Origin of the sequence: Niveispirillum sp. SYP-B3756 (assembly GCF_009495745.1) — a bacterium.
In the GTDB taxonomy this organism is placed as follows: Bacteria; Pseudomonadota; Alphaproteobacteria; order Azospirillales; family Azospirillaceae; genus Niveispirillum.
Genome location: NZ_WIDQ01000008.1, coordinates 40,515 through 54,836, shown reverse-complemented (window position 1 = coordinate 54,836; position 14,322 = coordinate 40,515). Strand labels below are relative to the sequence as shown.

At 63.9% G+C, this 14,322-nt stretch carries 13 protein-coding genes and 2 tRNA genes; 6 read left to right on the top strand and 9 right to left on the bottom strand.

Annotated elements, in window-relative coordinates:
• Window positions 1-33: 33 nt before the first annotated feature.
• The 4 genes from GE253_RS16625 to ccmA all read right to left on the bottom strand — a co-directional run bounded on the left by GE253_RS16625 (window position 34) and on the right by ccmA (window position 3,707).
• Entirely contained in the window at window positions 34-684 is a 651-nt protein-coding gene (locus tag GE253_RS16625; protein WP_153205269.1) for a polymer-forming cytoskeletal protein, read from the bottom strand.
• Window positions 668-2,098: a M23 family metallopeptidase gene (locus tag GE253_RS16620; protein ID WP_153205268.1), complete on the bottom strand. Its 1,431-nt coding sequence runs from the start codon at window positions 2,096-2,098 to the stop codon at window positions 668-670. The genes GE253_RS16625 and GE253_RS16620 overlap by 17 nt, the downstream gene beginning before the upstream one ends.
• A 224-nt stretch (window positions 2,099-2,322) precedes the next feature.
• On the bottom strand, window positions 2,323-2,988 hold the full coding sequence (gene ccmB, locus GE253_RS16615) for a heme exporter protein CcmB (protein ID WP_089288834.1): 666 nt from the start codon (window positions 2,986-2,988) through the stop codon (window positions 2,323-2,325).
• Window positions 2,985-3,707 (bottom strand): heme ABC exporter ATP-binding protein CcmA, encoded by a 723-nt coding sequence (gene ccmA / locus GE253_RS16610; protein ID WP_348770882.1) that lies wholly within the window; start codon window positions 3,705-3,707, stop codon window positions 2,985-2,987. The genes ccmB and ccmA overlap by 4 nt, the downstream gene beginning before the upstream one ends.
• A gap of 768 nt (window positions 3,708-4,475) precedes the next feature.
• Here ccmA and GE253_RS16605 point away from each other — a divergent pair.
• Window positions 4,476-5,603, top strand: coding sequence for a type III PLP-dependent enzyme (locus GE253_RS16605; protein ID WP_153205267.1), 1,128 nt, complete (start codon window positions 4,476-4,478; stop codon window positions 5,601-5,603).
• A 280-nt stretch (window positions 5,604-5,883) separates the two neighbouring features.
• Window positions 5,884-6,576, top strand: coding sequence for a TorF family putative porin (locus GE253_RS16600; RefSeq protein WP_173012683.1), 693 nt, complete (start codon window positions 5,884-5,886; stop codon window positions 6,574-6,576).
• A 246-nt stretch (window positions 6,577-6,822) separates the two neighbouring features.
• Here GE253_RS16600 and nth read toward each other — a convergent pair whose 3' ends face one another.
• The gene (gene nth / locus GE253_RS16595) at window positions 6,823-7,506 is read right to left on the bottom strand and encodes an endonuclease III (RefSeq protein ID WP_244559558.1); all 684 of its coding nucleotides are present in this window, start codon (window positions 7,504-7,506) and stop codon (window positions 6,823-6,825) included.
• 69 nt (window positions 7,507-7,575) lie between these two features.
• Here nth and GE253_RS16590 point away from each other — a divergent pair, with 69 nt between their 5' ends.
• The 3 genes from GE253_RS16590 to GE253_RS16580 all read left to right on the top strand — a co-directional run bounded on the left by GE253_RS16590 (window position 7,576) and on the right by GE253_RS16580 (window position 9,406).
• On the top strand, window positions 7,576-8,133 hold the full coding sequence (locus GE253_RS16590; protein WP_153205265.1) for a DUF2244 domain-containing protein: 558 nt from the start codon (window positions 7,576-7,578) through the stop codon (window positions 8,131-8,133).
• Window positions 8,134-8,233: 100 nt separating this feature from the next.
• Window positions 8,234-8,902 carry a TetR/AcrR family transcriptional regulator gene (locus GE253_RS16585; RefSeq protein WP_153205264.1) on the top strand — a complete coding sequence of 223 codons (669 nt, stop codon included), beginning with the start codon at window positions 8,234-8,236 and terminating at the stop codon, window positions 8,900-8,902.
• Between the two features lie 12 nt (window positions 8,903-8,914).
• Window positions 8,915-9,406, top strand: a complete 492-nt coding sequence (locus GE253_RS16580; protein WP_153205263.1) for a hypothetical protein — start codon at window positions 8,915-8,917, stop codon at window positions 9,404-9,406.
• A gap of 69 nt (window positions 9,407-9,475) precedes the next feature.
• Here the strand turns inward: GE253_RS16580 and GE253_RS16575 are convergent.
• Together GE253_RS16575 and GE253_RS16570 are read right to left on the bottom strand one after the other, a co-directional pair.
• Window positions 9,476-9,552 (bottom strand) — tRNA-Arg (locus GE253_RS16575).
• A gap of 39 nt (window positions 9,553-9,591) precedes the next feature.
• Window positions 9,592-9,668, bottom strand: a tRNA-Arg gene (locus GE253_RS16570).
• Between the two features lie 188 nt (window positions 9,669-9,856).
• On the opposite strand from GE253_RS16570, the gene gpt reads away from it, so the two are divergent.
• Window positions 9,857-10,342: a xanthine phosphoribosyltransferase gene (gpt, locus tag GE253_RS16565; RefSeq protein ID WP_247878704.1), complete on the top strand. Its 486-nt coding sequence runs from the start codon at window positions 9,857-9,859 to the stop codon at window positions 10,340-10,342.
• A gap of 91 nt (window positions 10,343-10,433) precedes the next feature.
• Here gpt and GE253_RS16560 read toward each other — a convergent pair whose 3' ends face one another.
• Both GE253_RS16560 and GE253_RS16555 read right to left on the bottom strand, forming a co-directional pair.
• A complete protein-coding gene (locus GE253_RS16560; protein ID WP_153205261.1) occupies window positions 10,434-11,105 on the bottom strand; it encodes a RibD family protein in 672 nt (223 codons plus the stop codon).
• Window positions 11,106-11,418: 313 nt separating this feature from the next.
• On the bottom strand, window positions 11,419-14,307 hold the full coding sequence (locus GE253_RS16555; protein ID WP_153205260.1) for an ATP-dependent DNA helicase: 2,889 nt from the start codon (window positions 14,305-14,307) through the stop codon (window positions 11,419-11,421).
• Window positions 14,308-14,322 lie beyond the last annotated feature (15 nt).

Sequence of the window (14,322 nt, the reverse complement as noted above, 5' to 3'; positions counted from 1 at the left end):
AGGGAACGCAAAATCTCCCTGGATCGGTCACGATCAAGGGAGATTGGTATTAGGCTGGGCGGGCCGGTCCCCTTCGCTGGTCTCTGACAGCTTGACCGGCACTGGCTCCTTGTCCGCCGCGACAAGGGCAGCCGCGGCTTCAGTCAGCGACGCCCCGGCAACCTCAGGTTCAGGGGAGGGGATTCCGGCATCGGTCGCTGCCGCCGGCTCCGCAGCGTCGATCCGTGTTTCCGGTGGTGCCACCGGGGCGGCCAGCATCCGGGGGGCGGCATCGGCACCGCGCCGGCGCACCGCCCCTTCAAAGCTGGCACCGGGGGCGATTTCCAGCATGGTCTGCACCACATCACCACTGATGGTGGAGCCGTTTAGCAGGAACACTTCCTCTGCATTGATCTCCCCCTGCACCCGGCCATGGATGCGCACGGTAGCGGCGAAGATGTGGCCTTGTACGCTGCCGGTGGCGCCGATGATCAGCCGGGCGCAGCGTACATCCCCCCGGATGCTGCCTTCCACATGCAGTTCCCCGGGCGTGTCCAGATCGCCGGTGATCACCATGTCGCGGCTGATGATGGAAGGGATGGCTTTGCGTTCAGCGGCCCCCGGACCGCCATTGCTGCCATTGCCAGACGGGCTGTTGCCGGGGCGGGTGCCGGCCTCAATGCGTTCCTTAACCTTCGCAAACATGCCGGCTTTTCTCCATGAAGCGTAGGGGATCGACGGGCTTGCCTTCCAGCAGCACCTCGTAATGCAGATGCGGGCCGGAGCTGCGGCCGCTATTACCCAGCGTGCCGATCTGGCTGCCGGGGTCCAGAATGTCGCCTTGCTTCACCAGCACTTTGCCCAGATGGGCATAGCGGGTATGGACGGCGAAACCATGATCCACCTCCACCATGCGGCCATAGCCGTCATCGAAGGTGACGGCCACCACCTTGCCGGCGGCGGGCAGAGTGACGGGGGAGCCCTCGCGGGCCACCAGATCCAGCCCGGTATGGGTGGCCCATTCATTGTTGAAGGGATCGCGCCGGCTGCCGAAACCGCTGGAAGTGTAGAAATTATCCACCGGCGGGGTCAGGGGCAGGTAATTACCCAGGGAACGTAATTTGGCCTGCCGGTCCAGGCTGGATTCCAGCTGCTGCAGCGCGGCCACCGCTTCCGGTGGCAGGGCCGCCTCCGGCAACGCAGGCAGACCGACCAGCGGGCCCCCGCTGGCGGCCGGCTGGTCGGTCATGGCGGACAATACCTTTTCCAGATTGATGCCGGTGCCCTTCAGCTCGCTTTCCAGCATCCCGACACGCAGCTGGGCGTGGCCGTTCAGGCGGGACAGCAAGGCCACCTGACCGGCAGCCACGGCCGACATGCGCTGTTCGGCGGCGGCCAGCCGCACACCCATGGCATCGCGCTCCGCCTTGGCGGCCTCTGCTTCGCCATAACGGCGCAGGGCATCGGCCTGCGCCTCCGCCAGGGCACGGGACAGGCCGCTGCTGGCCAGCAGCAGGGTGGGCAGATTGCCTTCTTCCTGCGACAGCCCGCCGATGGACAGTTCCAGCGCGGCGGCGGCGGCCTGGGCGCGGCGGGTGGCGAATTCCTCGCTGGCCTCTGTGATGGCGGCCAGCGATTGTTCGGCGGCGCTGAGATGGCTGCCGCCCTCCTCCCCCTTGATGCGCAGGGGGGCCAGCTCCGCGCGCGCCGCCAGCAGCACCTGGCGCAGCGGCTTGGCCCCCGGCTGCTCCGCCTCTGCCAGGGCATTGAAGGCGGCATCGATGCGGGTGCGGGCTTCCTGTTCTTCCGCCAGGGCGGTGTTCAGGGCATCGCGGGCATTGTCCAGCTCCTCCGCCATACGGGACAGCTGGTCGCGGCTTTCGGCCAGCTGGCGGGCCAGGGTATCGGCCCCTTGCTCCACATTGGCGATGTTTCTCCGGCTGTGATCCAGGCTGACACTGACACCGATCCAGCCGCCCAGGGCGGCCACCATGCCCAGCAGGGCCAGACCGACATAAAGCGCCGGGCGCAGGCGCTGGCGGGGACCGATGGTGACGGAACGGACGTGATCGTCATCGACAATGATGACCTGTTCGCTGCGTGTGAAGAAACCCAGCAAATCACCCCCCCCGTCAGCGTTTGGCCGGGCCTGTTGTGCCATGGCCGGTAAAGCCATGGCGGCCCTTTGATTCCAGACCCCGTCATCGCTGAACCTGTTGAGATGTACTCACCACAATCAGGTTTGGTGGCGGTTCCGGCCGGGAAATCGACCTTATGGGAACCCTGCCTTTCGGGCAAGCCGTAATGGGGGGTACTATATCCCAAAGATATAGACGGGGGCCATCAATCCAGGGCCGTGCGCAGGGCGGCGGCCACGGCGAAGGGGGCCAGCGTGGCCGCCCCGGCCAGCAAGCCGCCCAGCAACAGCAGATGCGGCCGGGCGCTATGGCCCATCAGGGCGGCATCGATGGCGGCGGCGGCGAAGATCAGCGCGGGGATGTATAGCGGCATCACCAGCAGCGGCAGCAGCACCCCCCCGCGCCGCGCCCCCAGCGTCAGCGCCGCCCCCACGCCGCCGATCAGGCTGAGCAACGGCGTGGTGATGGCAAGCGCCAGCAGCAGAATGGGAAAACCCTCGGCCGGCAGGTTGAGGAACAGGGCCAGCAGGGGGGAGGCCAGGATCAGCGGCAGGCCGGTCACCAGCCAATGGGCCGCCAGCTTGGCCACCGCCACCGCCTCCAGCCCCGGGGGGGACAGCGCCAGCAGTTCCAGGCTGCCATCTTCATGATCGGCCTGGAACAGCCGGTCCAGCGACAGCAGGGAGGCCAGCAGGGCCGCCACCAGAATGACGCCCGGCGCGATGCGGGCCAGGATGCCCGGCTCCGGCCCGATGCCGAAGGGGAACATCACCACGCACAGCACGAAGAATAGCACGGCCATGGCGGCATCGGCCCCCTGGCGCAGGGCCAGCCGCAATTCCCGGCGCAGCAGATGCCAGATCGCCTTCATGCCGCTTCCCCATCGGCTGCATCATCACCATCGGCATCGTCCGCATCGGCGCTGAACAGGGAGACATCCAGCACCTGGGCGCCCGGCAGATCGATGGCGCTGTGGGTGGACAGCACCACCATGCCGCCATCCCCCCGGTGCCGCGCCATCAGGGCGGCCAGCCGCGCCACCGAGTCGCGGTCCAGGGCGGTGGCCGGTTCATCCAGCAACCACAGGGGCGCATGGGCCGCCGGGGCCAGGGCCAGCCGGGCCAGATTGACCCGCTTCTTCTGCCCGGCCGACAGGTAGCGGCCGGGCATGTCGGCGATATGCGACAGCTCCACCTGGGCCAGGGCGGCCTGCGCCCGGCCCGTGGCATCGGGCAATCCGTCCAGCCCGGCCCAGACGCAGAGATTTTCCAGCGCCGTCAGGGCCGGCTTCACCGCATCCTGGTGGCCGGCATAGCGCAGCCGGGCGCGGTGCGCCTCCATATCCTCGGCAATCGGGCTGTTCTGCCAGAAAAGCCCGCCGGCAAAGGGGCGCGACAGCCCGGCCAGCAGGCGCAGCAGGCTGGATTTGCCGCTGCCATTATGGCCGACCAGCAGCAGCGCCCCGCCGGCAGCCAGACTGAATTCCAGCTGGGTGAAAACCAGCCGGGCCCCGCGCAGACAGGTGAGCGCGCGCGCTTCCAGCAAGGCGCCCGGTGAAGCGGCGGCAGTGGGGGAAGGGGCGGCACGCACGATGATCGGTCACTCCGGCAGCGGGGTCGGGGCCGCACGATGCCAGAAAGGGCAGGGCGGATGCCAGGAAATCCGCCAAAGAAAACGGCCACCGCGGGGGCATCTGCGGTGGCCGAGAATATCACCGGTTCGGGGCAGAACCGGTTTTGACAAGGGCTGATCCGCTGAGGGGGGCACCTGGGGGCGGCCGAGACGGGGTGTCTCAAAACGCATCGGCATTTCCCAGAACCTGAGCTGATCGGCCCGTGAGATAAAAATGCGCGGCGAAAGTGGCGAAATTTTGATTTGAATCGCCTGCGTCCCTGATCTGCAGAATTTAATCGAACCGACACAAAAAAGCGCTTTATCCTCACGGGCTTCGGCCCTATATAGCGCGCATTCGCAGCGCACGTGCCTATGGCCCCCACACCCGTCGCCGCCCGCTTTCAAGGATGAAAGCACATAAAGGTGGATGACGGAGCCGTCGACCCGGTGGGGTTATGCAACGACGTAACGCGTATCCTCGTCCGTCCCTTAAGCAAGGCGGCGAATTGGAGGCTACGATGGTACTTGTTGTTGTCGGTGGGCCCGCCGTGCCTACCCTTCTCCGTCTTTTCAGTCAGCTCCCGGCCTATGGCGTGCGGGGCATTGCTGGTTCTGTGACCAGTATCTGACCCGCTTGGGCCGGCCGTTGCGGCACGCTTGAGCGGAACCGGACCCGGGATGGGTCCGGCTGTCACTGTTTTTTCCACCCGACATCATCCAATTTGCTTGGCCTCGGAGTCCGCGATGACCGAGAAGATCGCCCGTTTCTTTGCCGAACAGTCCCCCGCCACCCCCTGCCTGGTGGTGGATCTCGACGTCGTGCATGACAATTATGCCAAGCTGGCCGGCGCCATGCCGGACGCGCGGATTTTCTATGCCGTGAAGGCCAATCCGGCCCCGGAAATCCTGCGCCTGCTGGCGCAGTCCGGTTCCTGCTTTGACACGGCATCGGTGCCGGAAATCCAGTATTGCCTGGAGGCCGGCGCCTCGGCCGATCGCATCTCCTTCGGCAATACCATCAAGAAGGCAGCCGATATCCGCACCGCCCACCAGCTGGGTGTCAATCTCTTCGCCTTTGACAGCATTGAAGAGCTGGAAAAGATCGCCGACCATGCGCCGGGGGCCCGCGTCTTCTGCCGTATCCTGACCTCTGGTGAAGGGGCTGACTGGCCGCTGTCGCGCAAGTTCGGCTGTGAACCCGCCATGGCCAAGGAACTGCTGCTGCAGGCAGCGACCATGAATGTCGTGCCCTATGGCGTCTCCTTCCATGTCGGCAGCCAGCAGCGCGACCTGCGCCAGTGGGATATCGCACTGGCCACCTGTGCGGAAATTTTCCGCGCCTGCGAAGAGAAGGGCGTTGCCCTGAAGATGGTCAATATGGGGGGCGGCTTCCCCACCCGTTATCTGAAGGATGTGCCGACCAGCCAGGCCTATGGCGAGGCGATCAATGAGAGCCTGCGTCGCCATTTCGGCAATCGCATCCCGGAAACCATTATCGAGCCCGGTCGTGGCATGGTGGGCAATGCCGGCATCATCCAGTCCGAAGTGGTGCTGATCTCCCGCAAATCGGCCAATGACGACAAGCGCTGGGTCTATCTGGATATCGGCAAGTTCGGTGGCCTGGCGGAAACCATGGATGAGGCCATCAAGTATCCGATCCAGACGGAACGCGATGGCCCGGCCGCCCCGGTGATCCTGGCCGGCCCCACCTGCGACAGTGCCGATGTGCTCTATGAAAAGGCGGAATATCACCTGCCGGACAGCCTGAAGATCGGCGACAAGGTGACCATTCTGGCAACCGGCGCCTACACCACCACCTATAGTGCGGTGAATTTCAACGGTTTCTCACCGCTGAAGGCTTACTACATCTGATCCGGGCCTTATACCCGATCTGGTTATCCGCACAGGCCGCCCCACAAGGCGGCCTGTGCTTTTATGTGCAAACGTTCATAATTTAGGCAGGTTTGGCGCAACTGCGTATTTATTTTGCAACAGTCGGCGGGATTGTTGCACAGCAATATAACGGTATCTGGCCGTTCCGTGAACAAACCTACATATTTCGGTTGTCTGGGTCCGGTCTCCGGCAAACTGGCATCGCTTTTGCTGTTGTGCGGACGGACCCTAAACATAATGCCTCATAATGGAGTGGTTCATGCGTTTCTCCCGGTTGCTCGCCTCCACGGCCGTTGTTGCCCTGATGTTCGCCGGCGCGTCCGCGGCCCAGGCTGAATCCCCGTTCACCTTCACCGGCTCCGCCGCCATCACCTCTGATTACGTGTTCCGTGGCTTCAGCCAGACGGGTGAAGACCCCGCCTTCCAGGCCGGCCTGACCGTCAACCATGAAAGCGGCTTCTTCGTTGGCGCCTGGGGCTCCAATGTCGATTTCGGCACCGATGCCGATGTCGAGCTGGACGTGTTCGGTGGCTATACCAACACGGTGGATAACCTGACCTATACGGTCACCGCCCTCTACTATACCTATCCGGGTGCGGACAGCGACCTGAAGTATGATTATTTCGAGGCGGGTCTGGATCTGGCCTATGCCATCGACAAGCTGACCCTGACCGGCAAGGTCTATTACTCGCCGAAATTCTTCGGCACGGCGGGCGGCAATGCCTGGTACCTGTCGCCGGGCTTCAGCTTTGCTGTGACCGACATGATCTCGATCAACAGCGCCATCGGCTTCAACGAGCTGGAAAACGGCACCGACTATAAGGACTGGAGCGCCGGTGTGGCCCTGAAGTTCGCGCCGTTCACCGTTGATCTGAAGTATATCGACACCGACGTGAAGGGCGACAAGAACGCCGATTCGCGCTTTGTGGCGTCCCTGACCTACGCCTTCTGATCGGGCGTCGTTTATCAAGGGTGCCGTGGCACCCCCATCAAATGGTCCAGGAAGCGGCCGGCCCCTTATCGGGCCGGCCGTTTGCTATTCTACCAATCTCCCTTGATCGGAACGATCAAGGGAGATTTCGCGTTCCCTCAGTCGCCGGGCGGGCGCATCCGCGCCCTTGGCTTACGCGGGCACGTGCCCGCGGGCCGGCAGTCGCCGGCCTTCAACCCGCCTAAAGCTTAACCTTTAGGCGGGCTGCTACTCCCTCGCCAGCGTCTTGGCCGGGTAATCGCAGAGGTCGTGCACCGGGCAGACGGGGCAATCCGGCTTGCGGGCCTTGCAGATGTAACGGCCATGCAGGATCAGCCAATGATGGGCGTGCAGCCGATAGGTCTTGGGCACCCGTTTCAGCAGGGCCTGTTCCACCGCCTCCACATCCTTGCCCGGCGCCAGCCCGGTGCGGTTGGAGACGCGGAAAATATGCGTGTCGACGGCGATGGTCGGCTCCCCAAAGGCGGTGTTCAGCACCACATTGGCCGTCTTGCGGCCCACACCCGGCAATTCCTCCAGATCCTCCCGCCGCTTCGGCACCTCCCCGCCATGTTTTTCCAACAATATCTGCGACAGGCGGATGACATTGGCGGCCTTGGTCTTGAACAGGCCGATGGTCTTCACATGGTCGCGCACCGTGGCCTCACCCAGTGCCACCATAGCGGCGGGGTTGTCGGCCAGGGCGAACAGGGCCTTTGTTGCCTTGTTCACCCCCACATCGGTGGCCTGGGCGGATAAAACCACCGCCACCAGCAGCGTATAGGGGTTGGAATATGCCAGTTCTGTCTGCGGATGCGGGTTGCTGGCGGACAGGCGGCGGAAAAATTCGTCGATGGCGGCGCGCTTCAAGGCTGGCATCCGGGGGCGGTCACGGGGGGTGAGGGGCACCATAGCCAGCCCCGGCGGTACCCGCAATTATCCCCGTTGCCCTGGAATATCGCTCCGCTATATTTTGGCCTGATGAATGATGCAGCGCCCGATCTTTCCCGCCCACCGGACAGGGATGCCAGCGCCGGGGAGACATTGACCCCGGTGGAGGAGCATGTGTTTTTCCATGCCACCATCCATCCCCATCGCAGCCTCGGCCCCAAGGGGTTTCGCCGCCTGATGGCCTGTGTGGCGGCGGCCAGCACGGCCGTGGGGCTGGCCTTTTTCCTCAGTGGGGCCTGGCCGATCGTCGGCTTCATGGGGCTGGATGTGCTGCTGCTCTATCTGGCCTTCAAGGCCAGTTACCGCAGTGCGGCCGATTATGAACGGGTGGAACTCACCAGCAGCCGGCTGCTGGTGGAACGGGTGCAGGCCAAGCGGCGGTTGCGCTGGAGTTTCCAGCCCACCTGGCTGCGCGTCAGCCTGGAAGAACCGCCAAGCCATCACAGCCAGATCACGCTGTCTTCCCATGGGCGGCATCTGGTGGTGGGGCGGGCACTGTCCCCACCGGAACGCCAGGATTTCGCCAACGCCCTGCGCGCCGCCCTGCATCGCTGCCGGCATCCGCATCTGGATAATGCCGTGGTGTAGAGCGTATTGCCGCAGCCAGGCTATCGCCTGCCATACCGCTGGACAATTTTAGACCATCAGTCTAAAGCGTCCTTGTGGCCATGGACTTGTGGACCTTCCAATGAATCATCGCCTTCATGCCCGGGAGAGATTGCAAAAGCTCCCCGACGCGCAGCGCACGGTTTGGCTTGATATCGCCGAGGAGGAATTTAGGGAATTCGGCTTCAAGGCGGCGTCGCTGAATCGAATTCTCACGCGTGCCAATCTTAGCAAGGGACAGGCCTATTACTATTTCGCCGACAAGGGCGAGCTCTACCGCGCCGTTATCGAACGCTCATTCGACGAGTTTTCCAGCTTGCTTGACGCCCAGTTTACCGAACTGGGCTCCGTGGCAGAGTATTGGCGGCAGATCGCGGTGCTTTTCGGCAACGTAACAGCGGTCCTCCAGCGCAATGAGCGCCTGGCTGAACTGGGGCGCGGCATCTATCGGGATGCGATGGCACAGGATGCCGTCGCGGACCTGCTGGAGCGCTTGCACGGTCGATTGTGTCGGTTGATCGAAAACGGGCAGCGACTTGGGGCCGTTCGCTCCGATCTGCCCCTCGCCCTTCTGACAAATATCGTTTTCGCGGCGGCGCGCGAAGTCGACCAGTGGTTTGCCCTGAACGTGCAGGGGCTCGATCAGGATAGCGCGCTTGCACTCAACCGCCGGGTTTCCACCCTTTTCATCGCAATGCTCGCGACGGACGCGGGCGCCAGCGCAGCGGCACAGCCTGCCGCCTCATCATGAGGAGTTCGTCGCATGTCAGGCTCACGCTATTTCACCGCTGTCCTCCTCATCGCCTCCGCGGTGAATTTGGCACTGATGGTGCCCGGAGGTTTTGTTGAAACACGCGATTTCAGCGCCTATCCTGCGGCTGTATTGCTCGCGTTCAACGTGTTTTTGACCGTGCTCGGTCTGGGGAGCCTCGTGCTCGTTCATTTCCTGATGAAAACCGGCAAAGGCCGTGTCTGGGCAGGGCTTGCCGGTCTTGCTTTCACCGCCGTCTATCTGCTCGATATCGGCCGCATCTTCCCAGTGCCGCCCAATCCAATGTCGACGCTTCTGGCAACACTGGAATGGATCGGTACGGTGCTGGGTATCGCCCTGGCGGTATCGGCCGTCGCGCTGCGCGGCGAGACAAAGCCGGTGAACGGAGTAAAGCCGAGGCTTGTCCTGCCGATCGCGTTGGGCCTCTTCCTGGTGGCCCTGATCATCGTCGTTTTTGCAACCAAGTCAGCAATGGGAATTTAATACGTTCAGCGCAATATGCGCGCCGCTGCGTACCACAAAGAATATCGGTAATGTGATTTTCAGGGAAAATGGCGCGCCCGAAAGGATTCGAACCTCTGACCCCCAGATTCGTAGTCTGGTGCTCTATCCAGCTGAGCTACGGGCGCATCGCCAACACATCACCTTCTGATGAAGAAAACCGGAAATGGCGCGCCCGAAAGGATTCGAACCTCTGACCCCCAGATTCGTAGTCTGGTGCTCTATCCAGCTGAGCTACGGGCGCACTGTACTTCCATTTTCTTCACCGCCGCTGCCCCGTGAGGCATCGTCCGGTGAGGTCGCCGCTTGTAATGGATGGCATCGGGGAAGGCAATAGGAAAATTGCATGGCACACGCGATTTTGTTCAGCACGCGTTGCCGACTGCCCCGGCATCAGCTATCAGTCAGGCTAATCCGCAGGAGAAGACCCCCTTGAGCAACAAGATCACCGATCCGCAAAAGAATTTCCCCGTTACCTGGGAAGAGCTGCACCGTAACGCCAAGGCCCTGGCCTGGCGCCTGTCGGAGCAGCGCCCGTGGAAGGGAATCATCGCCATTACCCGTGGCGGTCTGGTGCCGGCAGCCATCATCGCCCGCGAACTGAATATCCGGGTGGTGGAAACCATTTCGGTCAAAAGCTATGACGACAAGACCCAGGGTGACATCCAGGTGCTGAAGGCGCCGGACGCCGTGACCGATGGCGGCAAGGACTGGATGCTGATCGACGATCTGGTCGATACCGGCAAGACAGCGGCCTATGTGCGCAAGCTGCTGCCCCATGCGCATTTCGCCACGCTCTATGCCAAGCCGGCTGGCCGGCCGCTGGTGGATACTTTCATCACCGAGGTCAGCCAGGATACCTGGATCTATTTCCCCTGGGATCTGCTGCCGGTCAGCTATCTGCAAATCGAGCGCTGATAGCTAACGTGCATTGATCAGGACCACAGATCCTGATCAATGCTGCCCTCAGACCGGGCAGGCTGCGATGAGGGCCACTCATCGCAGCTTCTTATAGAACCGGTGTTTCGTTCAGCAGATCCAGTACCGCCACATTGCCCAAGTTGCGGGTGGCCAGCAGGCGCAGGCGCCGATCCGGCCCATGCAGGAAGTCCGCGGGCCCGGCCAAGCGGGGAGCTGTCGATTGTCCCAGCAGAAAAGGCGCGATGGCCAGTCGCAACTGGTGGAAGGCGCCGGCAGCCAGGAACTGTGTCAGCACCTGACTGCCACCCTCCACCAACAGGCGGCGGATGCCGCAGGACCGCAAGGCTGCCAGGATATTGGCGACACCATCATCGGCCAACCCAACCACCTCTGCCCGGTCCCCCAGCCTTTGCCGCAGCGCTGCCTGCTTGCTCTGTGGGCAAAGCACCAGCTTGCGGCCACCATTGTGAAAAAAGCCGGCATCGGGATCGATATCACAGGACCGGGTCAGCACAACCTTGGCTGGCTGATCCGGCAGGCCGGCAGCGCAGCGTTGGGCCAGCAGTTCAGGATAGCGTACGGTCAGGCGCGGATCGTCGCGGCGCAGCGTACCGGCCCCCACCAGAATGGCGTCACAGGCGGCGCGGGCAGCGTGCATATCGTGACAATCTTCCGCACTGGAAAGCACCAGTCTTTCACCATTCGCCGCATCAATATGGCCGTCCAGCGACATGGCGACAGAGAGCTGCACCCATTCCATCCCGTGTCCCGCCCCTGTCTTTTTTCAACGCTGATCCAAGGGTGGTACGCCCCACCCGACCTGTCCAGTGCAACGCTGGAAAAAGCCGGTTGATCCACGCCGCAGATGGCGGTGCCCGGCGTCTGAGACCAACGGTCATAATTCATGACCGTTGGTACGGCGGCGACTGCCGCCGCGCGGCACGTGCCGCGTGAAGCCAAGCCAACGGATGTTGGCGCCGGCGCCTGAGGTGCTGAAAATATTGACTGACGGTCAATATTTTCAGCCGCTGGTATGAGACCAAAGTGTCTGATCCCAAGCTGGCATCAGACATTCAACCCCGTCCCCCTTCCTCCACCGCCAGGGGGTGAGGGTGTAAAAATGCCCGCGTCTGGCGCACGGCCTCGGCCAGACCGACCCGTTGAATCTCCACCCCCTCCGGGAAGGCACCGGCCAGCCTTGTCGGCATCATCGGGTCCAGCAGCACGAAGACGCCGACATCATTGGCCCGCCGCACCAGCCGGCCAAAGGCCTGGCGCAGCCGCAACCTGGTGATCATGTCATCAAAGCCGCGCCGGCCCGCCACCTTGTCGAAATAATTGCGCCGCGCCTTGTGCAGGATATCGGGCCGGGGCCAGGGCACCCGGTCGAAGACGATCAGGCGCAAGCTGCGGCCCGGTACATCCACCCCGTCGCGCACGGCATCGGTGCCCAGCAGGCAGGCATCCTCCTCACCTCGGAAAATATCCACCAGCGTGGGCACATCCATGCCGTCCAGATGCTGGGCCAGCAGCGGGATGCCGGCATCCTCCAACGGCTCCGCGATGCGTTCATGCACGCCGCGCAGCCGCTGGATGGCGGTGAACAGGCCCAGGCCGCCGCCGCCCGCCGCCAGGAACAGTTCCCGGTAAGCGGCAGCCACCTGGCCCAGATCATCCTTGCGCACGTCATTGACCACCAGCACCCGCGTTTGGCCGGCATAATCAAACGGGCTGGGCACGGCGGCGCGCAGCGGCAGGGCGCCCATATGGTTGGCCCCGGTGCGCACCGATGCTGCCTGCCAGTCCTGTTCCACGTCGCCGGTGCCATCGGTCAGCGTGGCGCTGGTCAGCACCAGCCCATGGGCCACCGCCCCCACCGTATCGGCAAAGGGAATGGTCGGGTCGATCCAGTGGCGATACATGCCGGTATCGAAATCCCGTCCCTCCACCCGCTCAATGCCGAACCAGTCGACATATTTGCGCGGGGCCTCCTGCTTCAGGCTTTGCAGCATCAGCCGCCAGCCATTCACCTCATTCTGCGCCCGGCGCTTCAGCGCGCGGGAGATGCTGTCCATGCGGCGGCGGGTTTCGCTGTCCAGCTCATCCGATTCCTCCTCCAGCATCTCCCGCAGCCGGTCGGAGAGTTTTTCCAGCGGCATGGCCAGCTTGGCCAGGGCCACATCCAGTTCCAGGGCCGTTTCCAGCAGCGTATCGATCACCGGGCGGCAGTCGGTTTCCAGGCTATAGGGGTTATCCACCCCTTGCGCGCGGGCCAGCACCTGCCCGCGCACCTGGGACAGGAACTGTTCCAGCACGCCCTTCGGCTCCCCGCCATGGACGCGCTGCGGCCAGGCATCGCCGGGCAGCACCTGGGCCGCCTGCTGGATTTCCTGCAACAATTCCAGCGATGTCTGATCGCCGCCGACCAGATCTTCCACCCGGCGGCGCAGGCCCCGGGCCCGGCTGCGGCCCGACACCTCCGCCCCCAGCAGCCAGCGCCGTAGTTCCGACGTTTCCGTCGCCGTCAGATGGCCGGCAAAGGCATTGTCGGCGGCATCGAACACATGATGGCCTTCATCGAACACATAGCGGGTGGGCACATAGGCATCATCCCCGCCGCCCAGTGCGGCCTGCACCATGACCAAAGCATGGTTGGCCACCACGATGTCGGCCTTGCGGGCACGGCGTACGCTTTTTTCAATGAAACAGCGGGTATAATGGGCACAGGCATTATAGACGCATTCGCCGCGCCGGTCAGCCAGCCCCATGGTGCGGCCCTTGCCCAACAGATCCACCAGCCAGCCGGGGAAATCCCCGCCCGCCATGTCGCCATCGCGCGTCGCTGCCGCCCAGCGCGCCATCAGCCCCATGGATATGGCATAGGCGGGCTGGGTATGCGCGATGTTGGTCGCTTCCTCCAGATTCAACAGGCAGAGGTAATTTTCCCGCCCTTTGCGTACCACCACCTTGCGCGCCTTGATCACCGGGTCCGGGTGCAGCCGGTCCAGTTCCTTGTCGATCTGGTGCTGAAGCTGGCGGGTATATGTGGATATCCACACCGGGCCGCTGTTCTTTTCCGCCCACAGGGTGGCCGGGGCCAGATAGCCCAGCGTCTTGCCCACGCCCGTGCCGGCCTCTGCCAGCACCAGATTGGGCACGCCCTGTTCATCACGTGGGGTGAAGGCGGATGTCACCGCACTGGCATAATCGGCCTGCTGCGGGCGCGGTTCGGAAGCGGCACCGCTGGCCACCAGTTCGGCCAGCCGCCGCCGCGCCTCGCTCGGTTCCACCGGGAAATGGCCGGGTGGCGGCTCCGGCGCTTCGGCCTGCCATTCCTTCAAGCCGTTCCACACCATAAGGCCACGCCGCGCCCGGTCATTCCCTGGCCCGTGCGGCAGGCCCAATGCTGCCATCACCGATGGTGCCCAGGTCCAGCCGGCCTGCCCCATGAACCAGCCGATGCCGGCCGGGTCGGATTTCTCCCGCAATTGCTTGCGCTTTTCGCCGTCGGGTTCTGGCCGGTTATTCTCTGCCAACTCGCCTAACAGGATGCGGGCGCTGTCGATCAGGGACAGGGCCTCCGCCTCCGCATCTTGGGGCACCGGCTGGCCCGTGGCTTCCGCCAGCCCCTTGGGCGTGGGCAGGCAGAACCGGGCCGGGCGGACAAAGGCGAACAGTTCCAGCAGATCGAACGCATCGGCCATCCGGTCCGCGCGCAGCCGCCGCGCCACGGCGCGGCCATGGGCCAGGATGACGCTGTTATGTTTCAGCCGGTACGCCGCCTCATCATGCGGGATCAGCTCCACTTCACCGTCCGGCGTCACCCAGGTGACCCCGCGCGCCCCCACCACAATGGCTGGCGCATCGGGCAGCAGCAGGCGCGGCGGTGCCGTGCGCACCGCTGCCGCCGGGGCCTGAGCACGCCGGCCCGTGCCGGGAAAGGGAACGATGCGATCATCCATGACGCCGGATTATAG

What these genes read in the sequence shown, in the direction of transcription:
- GE253_RS16585 (WP_153205264.1), top strand. Translation starts at nt 8,234, where the DNA reads ATGAATCATCGCCTTCATGCCCGGGAGAGATTGCAAAAGCTCCCCGAC.
- GE253_RS16625 (WP_153205269.1), bottom strand. Translation starts at nt 684, where the DNA reads ATGTTTGCGAAGGTTAAGGAACGCATTGAGGCCGGCACCCGCCCCGGC.
- GE253_RS16555 (WP_153205260.1), bottom strand. Translation starts at nt 14,307, where the DNA reads ATGGATGATCGCATCGTTCCCTTTCCCGGCACGGGCCGGCGTGCTCAG.
- GE253_RS16605 (WP_153205267.1), top strand. Translation starts at nt 4,476, where the DNA reads ATGACCGAGAAGATCGCCCGTTTCTTTGCCGAACAGTCCCCCGCCACC.
- GE253_RS16560 (WP_153205261.1), bottom strand. Translation starts at nt 11,105, where the DNA reads ATGGAATGGGTGCAGCTCTCTGTCGCCATGTCGCTGGACGGCCATATT.
- GE253_RS16580 (WP_153205263.1), top strand. Translation starts at nt 8,915, where the DNA reads ATGTCAGGCTCACGCTATTTCACCGCTGTCCTCCTCATCGCCTCCGCG.
- ccmB (WP_089288834.1), bottom strand. Translation starts at nt 2,988, where the DNA reads ATGAAGGCGATCTGGCATCTGCTGCGCCGGGAATTGCGGCTGGCCCTG.
- nth (WP_244559558.1), bottom strand. Translation starts at nt 7,506, where the DNA reads ATGGTGCCCCTCACCCCCCGTGACCGCCCCCGGATGCCAGCCTTGAAG.
- GE253_RS16600 (WP_173012683.1), top strand. Translation starts at nt 5,884, where the DNA reads ATGCGTTTCTCCCGGTTGCTCGCCTCCACGGCCGTTGTTGCCCTGATG.
- GE253_RS16590 (WP_153205265.1), top strand. Translation starts at nt 7,576, where the DNA reads ATGAATGATGCAGCGCCCGATCTTTCCCGCCCACCGGACAGGGATGCC.